General features: G+C 34.8%; 22 protein-coding genes, 1 pseudogene and 1 riboswitch. Of the genes and pseudogenes, 1 reads left to right on the forward strand and 22 read right to left on the reverse strand.

Going from position 1 to position 23,012, the window contains the following annotated elements; all coding sequences use genetic code 11:
- Positions 1–171: 171 nt before the first annotated feature.
- From N4A40_01680 to lysA, 12 genes and pseudogenes are all read right to left on the reverse strand, one after another.
- Entirely contained in the window at positions 172–594 is a 423-nt protein-coding gene (locus N4A40_01680) for a hypothetical protein (protein MCT4660543.1), read from the reverse strand.
- 305 nt (positions 595–899) lie between these two features.
- A pseudogene (tnpA, locus tag N4A40_01685) lies at positions 900–1,164 on the reverse strand (IS200/IS605 family transposase).
- Positions 1,165–1,376: 212 nt separating this feature from the next.
- Entirely contained in the window at positions 1,377–2,309 is a 933-nt protein-coding gene (locus tag N4A40_01690) for a hypothetical protein (protein MCT4660544.1), read from the reverse strand.
- A gap of 138 nt (positions 2,310–2,447) precedes the next feature.
- On the reverse strand, positions 2,448–2,984 hold the full coding sequence (locus tag N4A40_01695) for a nucleoside-triphosphatase (protein ID MCT4660545.1): 537 nt from the start codon (positions 2,982–2,984) through the stop codon (positions 2,448–2,450).
- Between the two features lie 90 nt (positions 2,985–3,074).
- The gene (locus tag N4A40_01700) at positions 3,075–4,244 is read right to left on the reverse strand and encodes an acetylornithine/succinylornithine family transaminase (GenBank protein MCT4660546.1); all 1,170 of its coding nucleotides are present in this window, start codon (positions 4,242–4,244) and stop codon (positions 3,075–3,077) included.
- Positions 4,245–4,248: 4 nt separating this feature from the next.
- Positions 4,249–4,959, reverse strand: a complete 711-nt coding sequence (gene dapD, locus N4A40_01705; protein MCT4660547.1) for a 2,3,4,5-tetrahydropyridine-2,6-dicarboxylate N-acetyltransferase — start codon at positions 4,957–4,959, stop codon at positions 4,249–4,251.
- Positions 4,960–5,029: 70 nt separating this feature from the next.
- A complete protein-coding gene (dapB, locus tag N4A40_01710; GenBank protein MCT4660548.1) occupies positions 5,030–5,785 on the reverse strand; it encodes a 4-hydroxy-tetrahydrodipicolinate reductase in 756 nt (251 codons plus the stop codon).
- 11 nt (positions 5,786–5,796) lie between these two features.
- Positions 5,797–6,678 (reverse strand): 4-hydroxy-tetrahydrodipicolinate synthase, encoded by an 882-nt coding sequence (dapA, locus tag N4A40_01715; protein ID MCT4660549.1) that lies wholly within the window; start codon positions 6,676–6,678, stop codon positions 5,797–5,799.
- A 15-nt stretch (positions 6,679–6,693) separates the two neighbouring features.
- Positions 6,694–7,692 (reverse strand): aspartate-semialdehyde dehydrogenase, encoded by a 999-nt coding sequence (locus N4A40_01720; protein MCT4660550.1) that lies wholly within the window; start codon positions 7,690–7,692, stop codon positions 6,694–6,696.
- A 3-nt stretch (positions 7,693–7,695) separates the two neighbouring features.
- Complete coding sequence (dapF, locus tag N4A40_01725; protein ID MCT4660551.1) at positions 7,696–8,538, reverse strand: diaminopimelate epimerase; 843 nt, start codon at positions 8,536–8,538, stop codon at positions 7,696–7,698.
- A 9-nt stretch (positions 8,539–8,547) separates the two neighbouring features.
- A complete protein-coding gene (locus N4A40_01730) occupies positions 8,548–9,747 on the reverse strand; it encodes an aspartate kinase (protein MCT4660552.1) in 1,200 nt (399 codons plus the stop codon).
- Positions 9,748–9,753: 6 nt separating this feature from the next.
- On the reverse strand, positions 9,754–11,049 hold the full coding sequence (gene lysA, locus N4A40_01735; protein ID MCT4660553.1) for a diaminopimelate decarboxylase: 1,296 nt from the start codon (positions 11,047–11,049) through the stop codon (positions 9,754–9,756).
- A gap of 172 nt (positions 11,050–11,221) precedes the next feature.
- Positions 11,222–11,380, reverse strand: a riboswitch (Lysine riboswitch).
- A gap of 218 nt (positions 11,381–11,598) precedes the next feature.
- On the opposite strand from lysA, the gene N4A40_01740 reads away from it, so the two are divergent.
- Positions 11,599–12,726, forward strand: a complete 1,128-nt coding sequence (locus N4A40_01740) for a M20 family metallopeptidase (GenBank protein MCT4660554.1) — start codon at positions 11,599–11,601, stop codon at positions 12,724–12,726.
- On the opposite strand, the gene N4A40_01745 is transcribed toward N4A40_01740, so the two are convergent.
- The 10 genes from N4A40_01745 to N4A40_01790 all read right to left on the reverse strand — a co-directional run.
- Positions 12,721–13,092 (reverse strand): VOC family protein, encoded by a 372-nt coding sequence (locus tag N4A40_01745; GenBank protein MCT4660555.1) that lies wholly within the window; start codon positions 13,090–13,092, stop codon positions 12,721–12,723. The genes N4A40_01740 and N4A40_01745 overlap by 6 nt on opposite strands.
- Positions 13,093–13,182: 90 nt before the next feature.
- Positions 13,183–14,046 (reverse strand): DMT family transporter, encoded by an 864-nt coding sequence (locus tag N4A40_01750; GenBank protein ID MCT4660556.1) that lies wholly within the window; start codon positions 14,044–14,046, stop codon positions 13,183–13,185.
- A 114-nt stretch (positions 14,047–14,160) separates the two neighbouring features.
- Positions 14,161–15,297, reverse strand: coding sequence for a PucR family transcriptional regulator (locus N4A40_01755; GenBank protein MCT4660557.1), 1,137 nt, complete (start codon positions 15,295–15,297; stop codon positions 14,161–14,163).
- Between the two features lie 53 nt (positions 15,298–15,350).
- Complete coding sequence (locus N4A40_01760) at positions 15,351–15,689, reverse strand: hypothetical protein (GenBank protein ID MCT4660558.1); 339 nt, start codon at positions 15,687–15,689, stop codon at positions 15,351–15,353.
- 450 nt (positions 15,690–16,139) lie between these two features.
- The gene (locus tag N4A40_01765) at positions 16,140–17,060 is read right to left on the reverse strand and encodes a CPBP family intramembrane metalloprotease (GenBank protein ID MCT4660559.1); all 921 of its coding nucleotides are present in this window, start codon (positions 17,058–17,060) and stop codon (positions 16,140–16,142) included.
- 201 nt (positions 17,061–17,261) lie between these two features.
- Complete coding sequence (locus tag N4A40_01770) at positions 17,262–17,642, reverse strand: RidA family protein (protein ID MCT4660560.1); 381 nt, start codon at positions 17,640–17,642, stop codon at positions 17,262–17,264.
- A 19-nt stretch (positions 17,643–17,661) separates the two neighbouring features.
- Positions 17,662–20,220, reverse strand: a complete 2,559-nt coding sequence (gene xdh, locus N4A40_01775; protein MCT4660561.1) for a selenium-dependent xanthine dehydrogenase — start codon at positions 20,218–20,220, stop codon at positions 17,662–17,664.
- A gap of 13 nt (positions 20,221–20,233) precedes the next feature.
- Positions 20,234–21,607, reverse strand: a complete 1,374-nt coding sequence (hydA, locus tag N4A40_01780) for a dihydropyrimidinase (GenBank protein MCT4660562.1) — start codon at positions 21,605–21,607, stop codon at positions 20,234–20,236.
- Between the two features lie 39 nt (positions 21,608–21,646).
- The gene (locus N4A40_01785; GenBank protein ID MCT4660563.1) at positions 21,647–22,279 is read right to left on the reverse strand and encodes a hypothetical protein; all 633 of its coding nucleotides are present in this window, start codon (positions 22,277–22,279) and stop codon (positions 21,647–21,649) included.
- A gap of 16 nt (positions 22,280–22,295) precedes the next feature.
- A partial coding sequence (locus N4A40_01790; GenBank protein ID MCT4660564.1) for an XdhC family protein occupies positions 22,296–23,012 on the reverse strand: 717 nt, incomplete at its 5' end.

Here is a 23,012-nt window from a genome sequence, read left to right on the forward strand (position 1 = left end):
TTACACTAATTGTGAACATCTTTATTTATATATTGTATTATCTTTTCGGTATTTTTTCAATCTTTCGAATAGTTTTTAAGTTATTTTTATGTTAATTTTTTTTATTTATAAAAATAAGCGAATTTCCTTACAATCTAGTGCAAGAAAATTCGCTTATCCATTTATTCAGTGTTATTTTAAATAATCACTAAATATTTCTTCTATACTTTCATTTAGTATATATACCTTATCACCAACAATCATTTGATTGTAGGATGGTGTATATGAAATTCCAACATTTTTTTGAGAATCTTTGTATTGAATTTCTGCAGTATACGTAGGTCCATATATAGTTTCTCCAGTATAATTCTCATAGTCCTCAACCTTATCATAGCTTATACTATCAATTGCCTTTTTAAATTTTTCTATATCTTTTTTTTCTTTCAAGAGTACTGATTTCATTCCTACTCCATCTACATCATACGGCCCTTTATTCATTTCAACGGCAATTGCCTCTTCATCAATTTTTGAACTCGAATTGATTACAAAAAAAACTGCTAGCAATAATACAATACAAAAAACAACTACATATATCGTCTTTTTATTTTTTATCATTTGTTGCTCCTTTCTCAAATTTAGAATATATCTTCTTCTAAATTTTATCAGCTTAATTAATCACCGTCAATAGTATTAACTATTAAATTTAATAGTTAATACTACTATTTTTTAGATTATTTCCTTTTTAATCAAATGAATATTTGCTTTCGCCCTTTAAGGTCATGGTACTTGATTGTGCTTTAAGACACATTGATTAGCCTTCCAACCGTTTTTTATTCTCACACTTCCCCTCAATAGGGTCTATTATTTATTCCTATTTTTTTATTTTGTCCTACTGTATTCACATAATAGTCCTTACACTAAAATCCTCCGTTTCCACTACTTATATTTTAAATTAGCATGTCTATCAAATATCATCAGACTAATCTTCCCTTTCAAATATCCCCTGAGTAATGAAACATTTATTTTCAGTGGTATTGACACTAGCATGTGTATATAATCTTTATATGATTCAACTTCTATTATCTCTACTCTTTTGTATTCGCACAACTGTATCAATATTTTTCCTATGTCACTTTCTATATTTCCATAAATCACTTGTCTTCTATATTTTGGTGCAAATACTATATACTATTTACAATCCTATTTTGTATGTACTAAACTATTTATATACTTCACTATTTATAAGACATCCTTTGTTATAATTTTTAGGTTTGCTTACCTCGCTTTATTATAATAAATGGTTTTTTTCACCGCTAAAGCGCCTTAGTACCACCCGCGTAGCGGGTGAATCTAAAAACCGCACAGACATAAATCTGTACGGTTTTAATCTTTATATTTTAAAATGATTTTAGATCCTCTACACTAAACATCCACTCTGGTGTTTGAATCTCAGTCGTTTCGTTTAAAGAATACCACACCCCACCATTTTGATCTTTAGGATTTAGCAATACCTGCATATCCTGTGCTGGCATATAGCTCTGTATCAACAAATATCTCTTTTCCTTTGTCTCACGATTTTCCACCATATCTGCAACTATAACTGCATGACCTGGTGAACCCCCTTGAATCAATATATCTCCAATCTGCATATCCTTAAAATTCTTTGAATTTAGCTCTCGAGAAAGAGATAATGTACCTGCATATGTGAATATGAAATCTAAATAATCTCTAAATGTCTGGTAGTCATCAGATGGATCTGTAGCTAATATCCAGCTCGTTTCATTTCCTTCAAATATTACTCGGTGGCCAGCCTTCCAGTCGCTATAAGGAACTTTAAACCCATTTGTAAGATTGAAACTAATTGATTCATGTTCTCCTTTTTGCCACAGATACTCACTTCTAAGCCTCATTATAGCATCAGCACATTGTTGCAAGTCTCTATCTCCTACATCTAAATCTACCACAGCTGCATAAACCCCTTCTGCTGGTTTTTCTCTGCCATCATAGTAATGTACCGTGCTCCCTTCACTTTTGAGTGGTAAATTTCTAAGAAACTTTGCAAAGCTACCCTCCTGAACACCTATGCGCGTAAAACCTTCTGGAGGCTGTATTCTCATCTCTAATGTATCTAATTCTCCATCTACAAACTCTTCTTCAACTGATTTTTCTTTCTCTATTGTTTTACCATTTACTATATCATTTTTCATTTCTTTCAATATCTCGTCTTTACTCTTAACTGTCTGATTTGACGTTCTAGCATGACTAGAACTACATCCAGTTAGCAATAACATGAAGATTAGTATAAAACCAATAATTCTAAAACTTTTCATATGATTTTCACCCCATTTTCTGCAAAACTAACCTTGTACTTGGGTTTATTCTATCAAATCCTTGCATCATCAAGGTTACAAATTTATTGCAATTTGATGAAGTTTTACTTACTGATTCACTTTATATACCCGAATAAGCTACAACAACTCATCACTAAAAAATTCAATTATTTTATGTAGCATTTCATCTCTATTATCTATATTTATCTCCATAACAAGCACATCTTCTCTTTGTTTTACTTCTTCTAGAAATGGATTTGTTTTAATTTTAATTACTCCTAATGTCCTTTGATTTCCATCTAGCACAGAGTGTACTGCTTCTCTAAATTTTATAGCATTTAACTCAAAAAATCCCAATTCATCCATTATAACCATGTCCTCTTCATGTTCTCTCGCTTCCTTGAGTAACTCTACACCGTATGTATCAAATACCTCGCAAATACCCTTAAATCTACTCGCATCTTCATCTTTTATTCCTACTATATGCGCATCTCTCACTCTTGGATTTTCATTTGCTCCTATCATTTGAAAACCGCTGTGTACTCCATCTTCTATGTAAGGACAAGTTCTAAAACCAGACCAATGTTTTTTACCATTTAGGTACTCTCTATACTTGGCTATGAGTGTTGATTTTCCTATTTGAATTTCCCCTGTTAAAAATAAATGCTTTTTCACATTCTCATCTCCCGACTGTAAATAAAATTAGCGATATCTCTTACAATACAATTGTAAAAGATATCGCTATAAATGTGTACTAAAATTTTGTTAAATTACTCGTGATAATGATTCTACCACAGCATCTATTTCTTCTCTCGTGATTCTAAGGTTTGGTAAAAGTCTTATGACACATCCATTAGTAACATTTATTAGAAGTTTTTCATCTTTCAAAGCTCGATCTCTAACTTCTAATGCATCACTTGTGAGTTCTAAGCCAATCATCATGCCCATACCCCTGACGTCTGATATTTTATCTGGTTTCATACTCTTTAGTTCTTCGAGTTTCTCTATGAAGTATTCACTTCTGCTATCTAGATCTTCAAAAAATCCATCTGCAAGTATATTTTTTACTATAGCACAGCCCGCAGCACAAGCTATAGGATTCCCTCCAAATGTAGTTCCATGATCTCCAGGTTTTAGTACTTCTGCATATGGTTCTCTAACTAGCATAGCTCCAAGAGGAAGTCCTCCTCCAAGTGATTTTGCTAGACAAACTATGTCTGGCTTCAAATCATAATTTTGATATGCCATAAGTGAACCTGCCCTTCCAAGCCCTGTCTGAATCTCGTCTATAACTATCAAAAAGTCATATTTTTTCTTCAATTCTACAAGTCCTTTAACGAATTCCTTAGACAATGGTCTAACGCCACCTTCACCCTGTACCAATTCTACAAATACAGCGGCTGTCTGATCACTGATAGCGCATTCTAGAGATTCCAAATCATCGTATTTGAAATGCATGACGCCTGGTATTAGAGGTCTAAATGCATCTTGATATTTTGCTTGACCTGTAAGTGCAAGCGCACCTGTAGTTCTTCCATGAAATGAATTTAATGCTGACAAAATCTGCTTTTTGCCTCTTTCATTTCCCCATTTCTTTACTAGCTTAAGTGCAGCTTCTGTAGCCTCTGTACCAGAATTTGTATAAAAAACTTTGTCTGCAAAACTATTCTCAACTAAAAGTTCTGCAAGTTCAACACTTGGGTAACTGGCAAAATAATTAGATAAATGTCCATAAGCTCTCAATTGATTTTCTATTGCATCTACTACGCTATCTGGACTATGTCCTAAGTTATTTACTGATATTCCCATCATAGTATCAAAATAGGCATTTCCCTCTGCGTCGTATATATAATTACCTTTAGCTTTTATTATTTCAAGTGGCAATCTCTTGTAGGTATTTACAATATAATCTCTATCTTTTTCTAATAATCTCACGAAATCACCCTCTTAAATCTTCTAGTATCTCTGTCTTTTCCGCTGTTTTTTCATCTTTTTCCTTTATAATTCTAGCCGGACTTCCTGCAACTACAACTCCAGCTGGCACATCTTCTGTAACTACGGCTCCAGCTGCAACTACTGATCCCTGCCCAACTCTAACGCCTTCTAGCACTACTGCATTTGCTCCTACTAATACATCATCTTCTATGATTACAGGTGTCTTGCTTGGCGGCTCTAATACTCCTGCTATCACTGCTCCTGCTCCTATATGGGCATTTTTACCAATTGTACCTCTAGCACCAACCACAGCATTCATATCTATCATAGTTCCTTCACCAATAGTTGCTCCTATATTTATCACAGCACCCATCATGATGACAGCTCTATCTCCAATTTCAACTCTATCTCTAATTATTGCTCCTGGCTCTATCCTTGCTTTCACCTTTCTAGTATCTAAAAGAGGTATAGCTGATAAGCGCCTATCGTATTCTACATGATAGTTGTCAATCAAGTCTTCATATTTTTCTATTTGATTTTCTATAACTTCCAATTCACCAATCAAAATAGCTGAACCGATACCTCTAAAACACTGACAATCACTAAATTCCATTTTCTCTATATCACCATTTAAGTAGACTTTAACAGGAGTCACCTTCGTCGCTTCTTTTATATATTCCGCTATGGCATACGGGTTTATAAAATCTTTTTCCATTTTTATTCCTCCTAATCATTTCAATATCTCATGTTTAATTTCTCATAATCGCTATAACTAAATCTCTTTTCTACATCTGAGTTTTCAAAAGTGATTGCATTGTAAAAAATCCTTTTTTCTGAGTTCTCAGCATCTCACCTGTTCTAAGAGCTCCTCGGGCAAATATTGCCTTTGACTGAGCTGTATGTCTTATCTCTATTACTTCATTATCTCCTGCAAAATGTACTTGGTGCTCTCCTACTATAGTTCCTCCACGGATTGCATGAATAGCTATTTCATCTTGTCTCTTTCCATTTTCACTTCTTCCATATTTTAATGGTCTCTCTACATCTAGACTTGCTTGCACCGCTCTTGCTAATGTCAGCGCTGTACCACTTGGCACATCTATTTTTTTATTGTGATGTTTTTCTATAAGTTCTACGTCCCTTCCATCTGCTAATAAGTGACCAAATGAGCTCAGTATTAGCTCGACTAGATTCACCCCTAGTGATAAATTAGTAGACCATAATATCGGAATATCGTTTCCCGCATCTTCTATTTTTCTAAGTTCATCCTCGTTATACCCTGTAGTTGCAATAAGAGTAGGTAAACTGTGTTCTTTAGAATAGTTTAAAATTTCATCTAAATTTGCTGGATGAGAAAAATCTATAAGTAAATCTGCATTGACAAGAGTATCATTTAGACTAGTATATATTTTGTCCCCTCTCTCACCTTCAGCCTTAGGTGCTATTCCAGCAACCAACTCAAATCCTTCTGTTTCATCTACTATTTTTCTGAGTACCTTTCCCATAGTTCCATCTATTCCGTATATTATTACCTTTGTCATGGTATCCTCCTTTAATCCTCTAGCAAATTCAAACTGATCATGGCTTCTCTAAGCACCGGCTGAGTTTCTTCTGTCATTTTCTCAAGTGGTAATCTAACATCGCCATTGCAATATCCCATCCACTCCATAGCTTTTTTAACTGGAATAGGGTTTGTCTCTACAAAAAGTGCCTTTACCAGTGTATTTAGATAATGCTGTATAGATGCTGATTCCTTAACATCTCCTTCTAAATACGTCATGACCATATCGTGAGTTTTTCTAGGCATTACGTTTGATACGACGGATATCACACCTCTTCCTCCAAGTGACAATAGTGGAACTACCGTATTGTCATTACCTGAATAAACTGCAAAAGAATCATCTACTCTTCTTAGTATTTCTGATATTTGATCAAAGTTTCCACTTGCCTCTTTAACAGCCACTATACCTTCTATTTGACTCAAACTAACTATTGTATCCACTGATATGTTCATACCAGTTCTACCTGGCACGTTGTAAACCACAATAGGTGTATTCACAGAATCTGCAATAGCTTTATAATGTGTAATCAAGCTTTTTTGTGTTCCTTTATTGTAATAAGGATTCACTACTAAAAGTCCATCTACACCTGCCTCTTCAGCCCACTTAGACTGAATTATAGCTTTTTGCGTATTATTAGCACCGCTTCCCGCTATAACCGGTACTCTTTTCGCCACTCTTTCTACAGTGTGCTTTAAAAGTGATTTGTACTCATCATCTGTAAGTGTAGCTGCCTCTCCTGTAGTACCTGCAACTACAATAGCATCTATTTTATTTTCAATTTGAAATTCTATTATTCTGTCTAATGATTCATAGTCAATCCCATCACCTGTAAATGGCGTTACGATGGCTGTTGCCGCTCCTGTAAATAACATTTTTATTCCCCCTGTCTACATATCTCTTTTTAGTGGCTCTCTAGTAATCAATAACTCTGCAATTTGTACTGTATTACTCGCTGCGCCTTTTCTTATATTGTCTGCTACTACCCAAAGATTAAGTGTTCTCTCAAAACTATCATCTCTTCTGATACGACCTACCCAAACCTCGTCATGTCCTGCTGCATCTATTGGCATTGGATATTCTAATTTTTCTGGGTTATCTTTTAATATCAAATTAGGAAAGTCTGATAATATTTGTTTTACCTCGTCTAATTCAAAATCCTCTTTGAGCGTTACGTTTATAGATACTGAGTGCGCTGATGCTACTGGTATTCTAACTGCAGTAGCTGTTATAGGTAAATCTTCCACACCCAAAATTTTTCTAGTTTCATCTATCATTTTCTGCTCTTCTTTTGTATATCCATTTTCCAAAAACACATCTATATGAGGTAGACAGTTGTTTTGAATTGGATATGGATAACAATCAGTAGTACCTTCTTCTAAATCCTTTACTCCTTTTACTCCAGAGCCAGAAACCGATTGATATGTGTTATATATAACCCTCTCCAATCCATATCTCTGTTGTAATGCTCTAAGTGGTAACATGCATTGTATAGTAGAGCAGTTTGGATTTGCTATTATTCCATCATGTGAAAATGCATCATCTGGATTTACCTCAGGAACCACAAGTGGTATCTCTTTATCCATTCTCCATGCACTACTATTGTCTACTACTATAACTCCTTTTGACTTTGCAATAGGTGCAAATTTTTTGCTGATTCCCGCTCCAGCAGAAAATAATGCAATATCTATATCTCTATCAAAACTATTTTCATCTAGTGCTTCAACAACTACTTCTCTATCTCCACATCTCACTGTCTGCCCCGCTGATCTCTCCGATGCAAAGGCATATAGATTAGCTATAGGAAATTTTCTTTCAGCCAATACCTTTAAAAATGTTCTACCAACCATTCCTGTTGCTCCAACTAATGCTATATTATATCCTTCCATTTTCTAATATCCTCCTTTGATGTATGTATATAATCCGCTACATATTTTCTGTGACGGTCCTGTCATGTAGACTTCTTTTCCATCTATTTCTATTAAAAGCGTTCCACCTTTTGATTTTACTTCAGCTTTTTTACCATTTTTTGAAAGCACATCTCCTACAACTACTGCTGCACATGCTCCAGTTCCACACGCTAAGGTTATTCCAACTCCTCTTTCCCACGTAAGTATCTCTAAATGCTCCTCATCTACCCAATTCACAAAATTCACATTTGTTTTTTCTGGATATATATCCAAATTTTCAATTGCTGGCCCAAACTGACTTGCATAGCTTTCATCTATTTGGCTTACTTCAACTATTGTATGAGTAGTTCCCATGTACAAACTATTTAATTCTATGTCTTCATCAAATAATATTTGTTTGAATCTTAGTATTTTGTCCATATCGCTCTTTGCAACCTTTGCAGGTATTTCTTTTACATCCCACTTTGGATTTCCCATATATACTCTGCTACTAGATCCATCTGCATTCCTATATTCTAGAGTCAAATTTCCTGCAAGTGTTTTTATATCAACTTCTTGTCCATCTAATCCACTTTGCTTCAAATAGTGACCAAAACATCTTATTCCATTTCCACACATAGGAGCTCTTGATCCATCTGCATTGTAAAATACCATTTCTATATTTGGCTCTCTTCTACAAATAATCATTCCATCAGCGCCTATTCCAAATTTTCTATTGCAAACATTTTGTGCAAGTAGTGAAAAATCCAAATCCACAACTTCACTCTCTTCAAATATTATGAAATCATTGCCAATTCCTTGATACTTGCTAAATCTCAGTTCCATATAGTCCTCCTATAGTTCAAATGTTTTCGCCAAAAGAGTAAGTGCCCTCTGCATATCCTTTTTATAAATAGTGTATGAAATGCTAATCTCTGATGTCGTTACCTGCTCAAAGTGAATCGACTCTCTAGCAAATAAATCAAATATCGAACCAGCTACACCAGAATGGTTTCTCATACCAATTCCAACTACTGATATCTTTGTCAATTCAGAATTTTTCGAAATTTCAACTTGCGTAAAAGATGATTTTATGTCTTTTATAGCTTCATCTACCCTATGATCTTGATCTATTGGACATGTAAAGCTGAGTGATGTTTTCCCATCTTGTGATAAGGTCTGACTTATCATATCTATATTTACTTCATTTTGAGAAAAGGCACTAAATACCTCTGCAATTTGTCCTGGTTCTGCTTCTAGATTTTTTAGAGCTATACTCAGTATATCGTCGCTCACTGAAATCCCTGTGATGACTTGTTCTTCCATTTCTTCAACCTCCCGAATCCACGTTCCTGTAACCTGTCTTTGACTATGAGCTACATATATTGGCACTCCATATTTTTTTCCTATCTCCACGGCTCTAGGTTCCATTACCCCAGCACCTAAACTTGCTAGTTCCATCATCTCTTCATAAGATATCTGTTCTAGTCTCTTTGCATCTTCGTATTTCCTAGGATCAACTCCATATATACCATCAACGTCTGTATATATTTCACATGAAAAACCAAGAGATGCTGCTAAAGCAACCGCTGTGGTATCTGATCCACCTCTTCCAAGTGTTGTTATAGCACCCTCTTCATTCACTCCTTGAAAACCTGCCACTACTACTATTTCTCCTCTTGATAGTGCCTCACAAATCTTTGATGCGTTCACTCCGGTTATCTTGTTTGCTGTGTGACGACCCTCTGTTATTATGCCTGCCTGTGCACCTGTAAATGATGTAGCTGGCTGACCTTCTGCTCTAAGAGCCATTGTAAGTAGTGCTATAGTTTGCTGCTCTCCTGTAGAAAGTAATACATCTAATTCTCTATCATCTGGTCTATGCGAGACACTTTTTGCCATTTTTATCAATTTATCTGTAGTCTTTCCCATAGCTGAAACCACTACTACTAAATCTTCGCCCTCAGCCTTTTTCGCCAAAAGTCTTTGAGCTATAGCTTTTATTTTATCTATGTCTCCAACAGATGTTCCACCATATTTTTGTACTATCCCCATTTAGTTTCACTCCTCAAATTCCTGATCTAATCTAGTCAAATCCTCATAGCTCTCTCTTTTAACCAATAGCTGTGATTTGCCATTTTTTATACCTACTACTGCTGGTATACCATGTCTATTGTATCTGCTAGCCATACTGTAGTTATACGCTCCTGTTCCAAATACAGCTAATATATCGCCTCTTTCTGCTCGTGCAAATCTGCCATCTTTTATAAGTATGTCTCCAGATTCACAGCATTTTCCGGCTACAGTTACTATGTCACTTGCTTCTTCATTTGCTCTATTTGCTATAATACCTTCGTATACTGCTTGATAAAGTGCTGGTCTTGGATTATCCGTCATTCCGCCATCTACAAATACGTATTTCTTGCCACCATATGTTTTCTTTGTGCCACCAACTGTGTATAGTGTAGTTCCAGCATTTGCAACTAAGCTTCTACCAGGTTCTATCATAAGTACTTCTAGATTGAGTCCTTTTTCTTCTATTGTTCTTTCTACACTCTCAACCATTCGAGGAATAGTTGTTTCAATTTCTAGTGGCTTATCACCCTCTGCGTAGTAAATTCCAAATCCTCCACCTAAATTTAAGTGAGTTGCTTCGAATCCGGTTTTCAATCTAACTTCACATACATATTCAATCATGGCCTCAGCCGCTTTTTCAAATGATGTGCCCTCAAAAATCTGAGAACCTATATGACAATGAAATCCTCTCAAGTTTACAAAATCATCATTAGACATTGACTCTATCAATTTCATAGTAGATTCTGCAAATATACTCTCTCCAAATTTTGAATCGTGTTTTGCAGTTTGTATATATTCATGTGTATGTGCATCAATTCCAGGATTTACTCTAAGTAGTACGTTTACTCTCTGTCCTCTTCTTCTAGCTATAACTTTAAGTCTCTCGTATTCTAAGCTATTATCAACAACTATCAAACCAACGCCCGCCTCTAGTGCTTCTATCAACTCTCTATCAGTTTTATTGTTTCCGTGAAAACAGATTCTTTCTCTTGGAAAATCAGCTTGTAGTGCTGTGTACAATTCTCCTCCTGATACCACATCGAGGCTCATACCTCTGTTTTTTAAAAATTGACATATCCCCTTACACAAAAATGACTTCGATGCATATAGAACCCTCGTTTCAAATTTTTCAGATGAAAATGCAGTCTTAAATTTATTAATTTGCATTTCCACATAATCTAAATCCAAAACATAAAGTGGTGTACCATATGTTTCTGCTAATGCAACGCTATCCATTTCACCTATCTCTAAATGACCTATAGAATTTATCTTTCGTTCCATATTTGTCTACACGCCCTTCTATTTCTTATTTGTTTTATATTACCCATTTTTGATTAGCTCTATTTTTGTATACAAAAAACCACCATGCGCAAAAACGCACAGTGGTTGAAATGTTTAAAATAAATATGATTTTACTAAATCAAAACACATTCTCTCACTTGGTCTTTACCCCATGCACTACAGCACTCCGATAAAGCAATGGGCCTCACTCTATCGACAGTACTATATTTATTCAATATAGCCCCAAGAACTCTATTTGAGTTCTTTCGGCGGATCACCCTTTCGATGTCTCTACTCATCTACTATTGATCTCCGCACCTCTATAATGCACTGATTATCCATATGTATTCAATTGATGATTTTGCTGTTCGGCAAAACCTCTTTGAATTGTTTTCTATATTATCAGTCTTGTATAAATTTGTCAACTATAATTTACAACTTTATTTAAAGTTCTTAATATTTTACTTTGACATATATATTCAATTTGTCTATAATATTAGAAAATTGAATGAAATTCACACACTACATTCACGACTAGGAGGTTTTACTATGTCAATGTCCGAGTTAATAAACAATTTTAGAGAAGAATTACACCAAATTCCAGAACTCGAATTAGATTTACCACTAACTCAATCATATATATTAGATAAATTAATTTCTTTTGGCTATGAACCATTTGCTATTGCTAAATCTGGTGTTATAGCTTTTAAGAAAGGAAAAATCGGCAAAAAAACTTATGCATTTAGAGCTGATATGGATGCTCTACCACTTACCGAAACAAATGAAATATCTTTCAAATCTAAGCACTCTGGTTGTATGCATGCATGTGGTCACGATGGTCACATGGCTATACTTCTTGGACTCTCTAAGTATGTATCTGATTTAGATATCAAAGAAAATATATTATTTATATTTCAGCCTGGAGAAGAATCTCCTGGTGGCGCTGAAATTATAGTCAAATCTGGATTATTCGATAAATATCCAGTAGATGCTTTTTTTGGTTTGCATTTATTTCCAGATGTAGCTGAAGGTAAAATAGCTATAAAATCTGGTCCTCAAATGGCACAATGCGGCGAACTAGATGTTGAAATTATAGGAAAATCTGGACATGGAGCTATGCCTCAATCTGGGCATGATGCATTATTAACTGCCTCTGAATTGATTAAATCCTATCCTGAAATAGTATCTAAAAAGCTTTCGCCTCTAGATCCTGCTGTAATACATGTCGGTATGATAAGCGGAGGGTCTGCACGAAATGCAATTGCTGACAATGTTTCTTTTCATGGAACTGTAAGAACATTCTCGAAAGAAGTTTTTGCTACTATCCAAGGCGAAATAAAATCATTACATGAATCCATGGAAATAAGATCAAATACGAAAATAAATTGGAGTCTAGAACCTATGTATCCTCCTGTAATAAATGACCATACTTTAGCGAATATGCTTATAGAGCTATTAGATGAATCCATTTATGTGGATTCTAGACCTCGTATGACTGCTGAAGATTTTTCTTTTTATGGTGATGTAGCTCCTAGCCTTTTCGTTTTAGTTGGTACAAAAAACGAGGCCCTAAATTTGACAGCGCCTCTTCATAATCCTAAATTTAATTTCACCTCAAAAGCTCTTATAACGGGTTTTAACGCATTTAAAGCCTTAGTAGATCATCTTGCTTTATAATTTTTCCATAAGTTCTACACGCTCTCCACTAGGTCCTTCGACAAAAAATATACTGCTTCCAAGAGCCTCTATTGGCTCTTTTAATAAAAATTTTATTTCAAATGCTTTGAGTTTTTCCAAACATTTAGTTAAATCGTCAACCCAAAAAGCAATGTGATCTATAGGTCCCGTTGCTTTTTTTTCATAAAGACTTGTCCTAGACTCAAGCAATTCTATTACTCCTTCGCCTGCTTTAATCAATGAAAAATAATATTTTTCGTTTGCTGTATCTTCAATATGCTCCAAACCCAAAATATCGATATAAAAACGTTTAGACTCCTCTAAATTCTCAACTTTTAGCGAAGTATGTGCCATTGTTATACCCATTCACTTCACTCCTTCCCCTTCTAATATACCCATGCCTACTAGATTTATCGTCTATATTAGAAAAAAGTTGAAGTCCAATTCGTGAAAAAGTTAATTTTTGACTGTTTCTCCCATGATTTCTGTACAAATCATACCTGAAAATATAAGTACCGCACCAATAATTGCCATAGTTGACATAGTTTCATGCCAAATTACTACTCCAAAAAATCCAGCAAATATAGGCTCTGTTGAATAAATAAGAGCAGTTTTTGATGCAGATATATATCGCTGCAGTATATTCTGTGCAATATATGCTCCCGAAGTACACACTATAGCCAAAATACTAAGTCCTACCCAGCTTGATGTTTCTTTTGGAAACTCTATGCCACCACTAAGTGCACTTATTATTAGACTCATAGCTGCTACAATTCCTAATTGAAGCACTGCAAAATTTATAGAATTTACCTTTTTTGTATGATGCTCTACCAATATCATATATATTGCAAAGCTTACAGCTCCTATAAGTGCCGCTAAGTCCCCTAATTGCAGTTTAAAACTCATTCCTTCTATTGTCATCATGGCAAGTCCCATACACGCTAGAATTGCGCCAAGCCATACACTTTTACTGAGTTTTTCCTTAAATATCATACTTGAAAATATAGGTACTAATACTACACTAAGTCCTGTTATAAATGCTACTTTTGATGCACTCGAATAATCAACTCCTATTGTTTGAAATGCAAAACTTAAAAATAATACACTTCCTGCCAATATACTTGATTTTATAGTCTTCATGTCTAATGATTTCATACTCTTAAAAAATATTACTCCTGAGCACAAAAATGCTAACAAAAATCTAAGCCCTAAAAAATTAAATATAGACAATTCCCTAAGTACATCCTTTGTTAACAAGAAAGAAAGACCCCAAGATGCTGTAAAAAATAATAATATAATTTCGTATAGTTTATTTTTCATTTCTTCACCTCCCACTATTAAATTATATTACAGTATGTCTTGTCTTCTATTTGTATTTATTCAAAAATAAAGTAGAAGGTAATTGTATTATCTACAAAACCTTCTACTAATATTTTAGCGTTTTTTCATCAATTTGTGTATCCTAATAGTTGCTATCAACTGCTCGTATAAATCTTCTTGATGATCACATTTTGTCAACTCACCAATTTTATTTATCCTATATCTTATGGTGTTGTCATGCTGGTCTAATTCATTTGCCACAGCTTTTATGCTCCCATGATAATGCACGTACCACTCTGCAGTTTTCAATAATTCTGTATTCTGCTTCATATCATAATTTTCTATTGCAAATATCATATTTTCATAATAATCCTGCACCCACTTGTTTTCTAGAATAGGCAAATATATTCTATCAGTTCCTATCCCCTCATAAGATTCAAAGCATTTTCCATAGGCATCTATATGTCTATGAGTATATATCGCCTCTTGTATTGCCAAGTCAATTTCTAACTTTGAATCGTGAATTCTACTAGTAGCAATATTCCACTTAGATATATCTATTCCTATTAAATTTAGTCTTATTCTAGCAAGTTCTTTTAATAATTTACCACAGCGTTCTTTAAACGTTATCACATAGAGATAACCGCCATGATACCTAATCAATTCGTCGTGTTTTTCAACTTGATTGAAATCGACTAGTCTAGAATGCGGTTCACTTCCATCTTTTCGCTTTAGATATACAACTGCTAGTACATCTTGGAAATTAGGATTTATCTCATTTACAAGCCCTTTTATTATAACTTTACTCAAATCGCTAGATATCATTTGATCTATTTTAAACTCCAATAAAGCCTGATCTTCATCCATTTTGTTCATATTTTCTATCTCTAATATTATATCTTCAAAAAATACTCCTTCAAACACAATTATTGGAAAATCATGTTCATCAGCAATTTTCTTGTGCTCTGGTTTCAAATAATCCTTACTCATTTTTTTTATGAGTATCGCTGATGTTCCGACTTCAATTAATTTCTTGAGATAGTCGTCAAATGAATACTTGCCATCGCTCAGTACCAGTAGCGACGATAGGACTAATTCTCCATATTTGAAATACTCTAATATTTCATCTGGAGATTCATAATCCAATATTCCTACTTTTTCTATTGATTTTTTTATTCCATCTCCCCCTGCAAATATTTCACAATTTCCTAGAATACCTTTTTCTATTGCCATTTCAATTGAAATCGTCATGGGCACTCCCCCTTTATATTAGTGTACCCATTTTACACCAAATTTTCTATAGATTAAATTTTTCTTTTTATACAATTTAATCTATAATTTACGTATCTCTCTGCTATAATCAAAAATACTAAAAACATTATATTCTCAAATAAAATTTGATTATGCAATTTGCTGAAGTTCATAAAATTACAAACACATAGAAAATACCCAAGTAAAATCATATGTATTGTCTTCTCCGACAATTTAAATTTTCTAAACTCCAAAAAATGGTCTAGTTCTAACCACCTATGATGTCGTTTTAAATAATTTTGCACAACATATTGTCTGAATCCATAGACATAAATATTGTGCAATAAATTTAATATACCGATACTGCCAACTAGATTAACCATCCAAATCAACTGTATCCCTCCTAAAGTTGTTATTTTTACAATTTTATTTTAACTCTTATTTGTATTTTTACAAGTACTTTTTCATAAAAGGTTCTTTTTTTTACGTAAATAGTATAATTTAAATATTTTTTATGCTATTCGCGGCATTTTAATAGCGTTCTACGGTCTTTCCGTCCATTTACCACTATTTTATATTATAATATTCTCATAAGTTAATGATGTAGTAAATTTAATACAGACTGGAGGAATATATCGTGCCGTTAGTTGGATTAGATCCTAGAATCCTATGTATGATTATCACAATGGTTTTACTAATCGTGACTGGATATCTTGTTTATACTTTGGTTGAGCCTATGCTCCCAAATCGCTTGAACAAATCAAAGCACCAACCTCGAAGGTAAGGGCTTCCAATATTAGAATAAAAAAGAGATGCAAAAGCATCTCTTTTCGATTTCTTTATTAAGCACCCATTTTTATCATAAAACCAATGAATATAACTATAGATATTATAATATAAACATCAAATACCTTTTCACCTTCTACATCTTCAGCCTCTTCATACTTCCCTTCATTTATCACTTTATAAGTTCTGACTATGAGATATGCAAGAGCCGCTCCTATAACTGCAAAAACTGCTTGTTTCGGTAGTATTTCTAGAGTATCTTGTTTGTTTGCAATCTCTGCTACCGTCATGCCATCGAAATACTTTGAAAATACCTGTACTACCCAACTTGCAAATGCAGATATGCCATTTATACAAAAATGGAGTAACATCGATGGAAATATAGATCCTGTGTAATAGACAATGTATGCCATTACTACTCCTAATACAAATGCGTATACAAATTGATTTATATTTAGATGAAGTATGCCAAACATCAAGCCATTCATTAGCGCAGCTTTTTTTATGCTAACATGTTTATAATTGCCCAATATCACGCCACGCATTATAACTTCTTCACAAATAGCTGGAGTCACTGCTAACATAAATAGCCACATACCTAGTGACATGGTCGGAAATTGGCTAATAGCCTCTGCTATATGATTTTTTACAAATAACGATGTAAGTGCTGATAAAAAACCTACCGCAGGCATCAAACAAAATGCTAGCGGAAATACCAATATCATATTAACTATTCCAGGCTTATTAAACCTCATAACATCTTTGACTGGTTGCTTTGTAATTATGAAAAATATGATGGTTAAAATCACAAGCCCATATTCTACAAGTATCGTTCTGGTTGTTGGCAAAATATCAACAAATAACAATGCTATACTTGTTAATATCATGAAAATCAATGCGGCCAAGAAAAATAAATTTCCCTTTTTAGTATTTACTTTAGGTTTCAATTTTACTTCATAAACTGCTTGCTCTTCCATTTTTTATTTCCTCTCTCTTTTGTCATGTAAAATAGTTTTGTAAAAAAATTAATGTCTCTTTTATTTATACCATATTTAACTATTTTTCACCAACAAATATTTGAATTGTATCAAACAAAAAACCTTCAAGTTTTCAAATGAAGACATAAATACATCTATCATATGAATCTTGAAGGCTCATTATTAATTAGATTAACCCAACTATAAACTTGCTATAACTTCAATTTCAAGTGGTGCATCTTTTGGTAACTTAGCTACTTCTACACAAGAACGTGCTGGGAAATCACCTGTGAAATACTCTGCATATACTTCGTTTATTGCAGCAAAATCGTTTAAATCTTTAACAAATACCAATGATTTAACAACATGGTCTAAATCAGTTCCTGCTGCTTCTAATACTGCCTTAACATTTTTTAGAGCTGCATGAGCTGCTTTTTTGATATCATCTGTTATAAGCTCACCTGTTTCTACATCAATTGGCAATTGACCTGATGTATAAACTAAATCTCCAATTTTTGTTCCCTGTGAATAAGGTCCAATAGCTCCTGGTGCTTTACTTGTTTTGATAACTTCTTTTTTCATTTGTTCTACCAACCTTTCTCTATTTCTTTTTTCTATAAGCTGTCTCGTCTAGTGGCAAACTAGTTCTAAACTTGCCATCGAGTTTCATATAGGCTCCTTGAATAGCTGGTGGTGTAGGTATAGATGATATCTCACCAATTCCCTTCGCACCATATGCTAGTGGTGATGGATTTTTTTCAATAATTATAGATTCAATTTCTGGAACATCTGTAGATCTAAATAATCCTAATGTACCAAACTTGGCAGTTGGAATACCATCTTTAAGTGGGAAATCTTCTGTTAAAGCATATCCCAAACTCATAACCACTCCACCTTCGATTTGTCCTTCTATATTTCTAGGGTTTATAGCTCTACCGACATCGTGTGATGCTACAACCTTTTTGATTTTACCATTTTCATCTAATGCAACTGCATGAGTTGCATATCCATAAGCAATATGGCTTTTTGGATTTTCTTTTTCACTTCCCATAGGGTCTGTTTTTCCAAAATACTCACCATAGAAAATTTCTCCATTTAACTCATCTAATGTCTTTTCATTAAGTGCTGCTTTTAAATTTAAGCTAGCTTGATGAGTTGCTTCTCCTGTAAATAATGTCTGCCTTGATGCAGTAGACATACCAGAATCTGGTGCTAAAGATGTATCTGGCTCTGCAAATCTCACACAATCTGGTGAAACTTCAACAGTCTCACATACAATTTGTATAAGTATAGTGGCCATCCCTTGACCCATGCATACAGCACCTGCTCTAATTTCTATTATACCATTATCGATAAACAATTTACAACGTCCCACATCTGGAAGTCCAACGCCTATACCACTGTTCTTAAATGCACTTGCTACTCCTACATATGGTTCATTTTCACAAAAATCTTTCACTGAAAGAAGAGTTTCTTTAAGTGCTGTACCTTCATCTGCTATTTGACCATTTGGAAGTACCTGTCCTGGTTCTATGGCATTTCTATACCTTATCTCCCAATGCGATATTCCAACCAAATCAGCCAACTCATTCAAATTACACTCTGTAGCAAATGCTGATTGTGTAACTCCAAATCCTCTAAAAGCTCCTCCAGGAGGATTGTTTGTATAAACTGCCGTTCCTATAACTTCTGAATTTTGGTAATTATATGGACCAGCAGCATGTGTACAGGCTCTTTGAAGTACAGGACCACCTAATGATGCATATGCACCTGTATCTGCAACTAGTTCTGCTCTCATAGCTGTTAAGTATCCATTTTCATCACATGCTGTAGTGAAATCCATCTCCATAGCATGTCTTTTAGGATGAATTCTTATGCTTTCTTTTCTAGAAAGTGTTACCTTTACAGGTTTGTGAGTAACCCATGCTAGTAGACTTGCATGATGCTGAACTGTTATATCTTCTTTTCCTCCAAATCCTCCACCTACATATTTACAAACCGCTCTAACTTTTTCTGGCTCTAAACCTAATAGTTCTGCGCATTCTTTCTTAACATCATATATTCCTTGGAATGTGGTGTATATAGCAATTCCATCATCGCCTTCCCTGATAGCAAGTGCACTCTCTGTCTCTAAGAAAGCATGTTCTGTAAATGGAAGTGAATAGTGGTGAGTCACTACATACTTTGAATTTTTTATTGCTTCGTCAACTTCTCCTCTTACTAAAACTTCTTTTGTCAAAACATTGCCTTTTTCATGTATATTAGGTGCATCTGCTCTAAGCGCCATTTCAGGTGATGTTATCGGCTCTAATTCATCATAATCTACTTCAACTAGCGAAAGTGCTTCTTTCAAACCTTGCTTGGTTTTTGCAGCTATAGCAACCAACGCATCTCCAACATATCTCGTCTCTTCTCCTTCTGCTACAAATGCTGGCCAGTCTTTGATTATGTGACCAATATATCGTTTTCCCGGTATGTCTTTTGCCGTTACAATAGCCTCGACTTCTGGATGTTCTAAGGCTTTTGAGATATCTATTTTCTTTACAAGAGCTCTAGCACATTCTAGTCTATACGCTCCACCATAAAGCATTCCCTCAGGGTACATATCATTTGTATATATAGCATCTCCTAGCACCTTATCTCTTGCATCTACACGTTTTAAATTATCTCCAACAAGTCCCTTACATTCTACTTTTGGAACCTGCGTTTTTTCTCTAAAAATTTTCGCAGCCATTAATATAGCTTCTTCTATTTTGACGTATCCTGTACATCTACATATATTTCCTTTAATCGCTTTTTTTACATCAGCTGAACTTGGTTCTAAATTTTCATCTAAAAGTGACTTAGCACTAATTACCATTCCTGGAATACAAAATCCACATTGAACAGCTCCTGCTTCTGCAAATGCCCACGCATATACATCTCGCTCTCTTTCTGTAAGACCCTCTATTGTCACTATAGATTTGCCATCAACTTTTGCAAGTGGAACTACACAGGATTTTTTCTTTTGTCCATCTATAAGCACTGTACATGTACCACATGCACCTTCACTACATCCATCTTTTACAGAAGTTAAATGCAAATCATCTCTCAAAAATTCCATAAGCTTTTTGTTTTCATCTGTTTGTACTTTTTTTCCATTTACCACAAATTCATACATACGCCCACCTCTTTTATCGAATTTTTCGTTTGACAAATTCCCCTGCGGGTTCTGCCTCTTTCCATTCTCCATTTCTAACTACTGATCTTCCTCTTAAAAATACATCTCTTACTTTTCCAGTTTGTTCAAATCCTTCATATGGCGTGTAATCTACATTTTGATGGTGATTATCCACACTAATTTTCCAACTAGCATTAGGATCAAATACAACTATATCAGCATCAGATCCAATAGCAATAGTACCTTTTTGTGGAAACATTCCATGTACTTTTGCGCTTCTAGTAGATGTCAAATTTATCCATTGATTCAAGCTAATTCTTCCCGCTTCAACCCCATATGTGTATAATAAGTTAAATCTATGCTCCACACCTGCGGCTCCATTTGGAATTTTGCTAAAATCATCTTTTCCAGCATCTTTTTGCCCTTTTAAATTAAATGGGCAATGATCACTTGCAACAATTTCCAAATCTCCATTTTCAAGACCATTCCACAACTTCTCTTGCTCAGCTTTATTTCTAAGCGGTGGTGATATAACGTACTTTGCTCCTTCAAAATCTTCTAAATCATATACACTTTCATCTAAAAATAAATATTGAGGGCAAGTCTCTGCATATACCTTTACTCCTCTTTTACGAGCCTCTCTAACAGCCTCTAATGCTTCTCCACAGCTTATGTGAACAATATAAACAGGCGCTTCTGCAAGTTCTGCTAATCTTATCACCCTTTCTGTAGCCTCTGCTTCTACTGCAATAGGCCTTGCTTTTGGATGATACTTATATCCTGTTTCTCCAGCTTCCAAATGTTTCTTTATTCTCTCTTCTATTACATCACCATTTTCACAGTGAAATTCAATTAAAGCTCCTATATCGCGTGAGCACGCTAGTGCTTGATATATCTCTCCATCGCCAAGTTGCATAGTAGCTTTATATGCTGTATATAGCTTAAATGACGGAATTCCTAGTTCAACCATCTCTTTCATTTCATGTTTTGTAGTATCATTCCATTCGGCAATCGCCATGTGAAATCCATAGTCGCAATACGATTTATTCTGTGCTTTTTTATTCCAGTGCTCAAGACCCTCGTGAAGTGTCTGACCTCTAAACTGAGTTGCAAAATCTATTATAGTAGTAGTTCCTCCCATAAGAGCAGCTTTACTCCCTGTCTCAAAATCATCAGCGGAATTTGTATCTCCTGCATCTAAATCGAAATGCGTGTGTGGATCTATTGAGCCTGGTACTACTAAACACCCCTTCGCATCTACTAATTCATCACCAGATGCTTCAAGATTTTTGCCGATTTCAACTACTTTCCCTTCTGAAATTTTTATATCTGCCATATAGTCATCTGTTGCTGTTATGATTCGACCATTTTTGATGATGGTTGCCATAAAATTCGCCCCCTTAGCTAACTTATCTTTTTCAAAATCTTAATGAAAAATAACTTGTGCTACCAATGCCAATCCAAGTGCACTAGCTCCAAATGCAGGATTCCAAGAAATTTTTCTAATTAATTGTGATTGTTTTACATTCTCTGTCAATTTCATGTACCCTGAAACGACTAAACTAACCACTAATGGTTGATAAAGTAAAAATCCAAGTGCAACACTGCTGCCTCTATATATTAGTGGTTTAATTGCCCAAATTGGCATTTCTGCTAATTGAATACCTACAAAAGCAAATCTCCATACAAAACTAAATAAAACTGCTTCTTTCAAGCCAAACTTTGCACCGTCTTTTTGTGCTATACTAAGTGCTACAAATGCTAAAGCACCTTCTAATAATATCGCAACAGCTGGATTTATTACTTTAAGTGGTGTTGAAACTGGCATCAAGAAATTAACTAATTTTATACCAGCCGCAATACCAGCAACTCCAACTACATGAGAACTTTTTTCAGCACCTTTGTACGCCTGATGCATACAGAAAAATCCTATACATGTCATAGTAACACTCGATAGTCCTGGTACAAATTCAATCATATGTAACAAATAGCCTAAACTGGCCTCTGCAAGACCCCAAATGGCCCCCCAAAATACAATGTTGTTAAGTGTTTTTTTCATAGTAATCCTCTCCCTTTTACCATTTTAAATTTTTTATATTTTTCATATGAGCTAGTTGACCCCCATTTTTGAGAACCAATACTTCAGCTAATATTCCAAGTGCTATTTCGTTTGGAAGTTGAGATCCCATGTCTATCCCTATGGGTGCATATACCTTTTCAAGTTCGTCTCGTTCTATACCCTCTTCCAATAATTGAGTCATAATTTTAGTAGTCTTCCTTCCACTTCCAATCATACCAATATAAGCAGCATCTCTACCTATAACTGCTTTTAGTGCCTCAGCATCACAGCTGTGACCTCTGCTTACTATTATGATATATGTTGAAGAATCTACCGGAAATTCACTTGCCATTTTCCCTATATCACCGCACATTACTCTCGATGCGTTTGGCAATCTATCTACATTAGCAAATTCTTCCCTATCATCTATTATTGTAACCTCAAAATTTAGGCAAGTTCCTATGTTGTAAAGTTCCGTGCCAACATGACCAGCTCCTATTATGAGAAGCTTTTCCTTTGGTATAAATACCTTTATAAATCCATCAGCATCTCCACCGCATACCATTTTCAAACTCTCATGTTCTGTAAGTCTATAGTGAAACTCCTCATTTTCACCTTTCAATATAGCTTCTTTAGTTTGAACTATTACTTCAGCTTCTAGCTTTCCACCACCAATAGAACCCATTATGCTTCCTTTCGAATCCACTGCCATAATTGATCCTGCTGATCTAGG

Source organism: Tissierellales bacterium (assembly GCA_025210965.1).
Classification (GTDB): Bacteria; Bacillota; Clostridia; order Tissierellales; family JAOAQY01; genus JAOAQY01.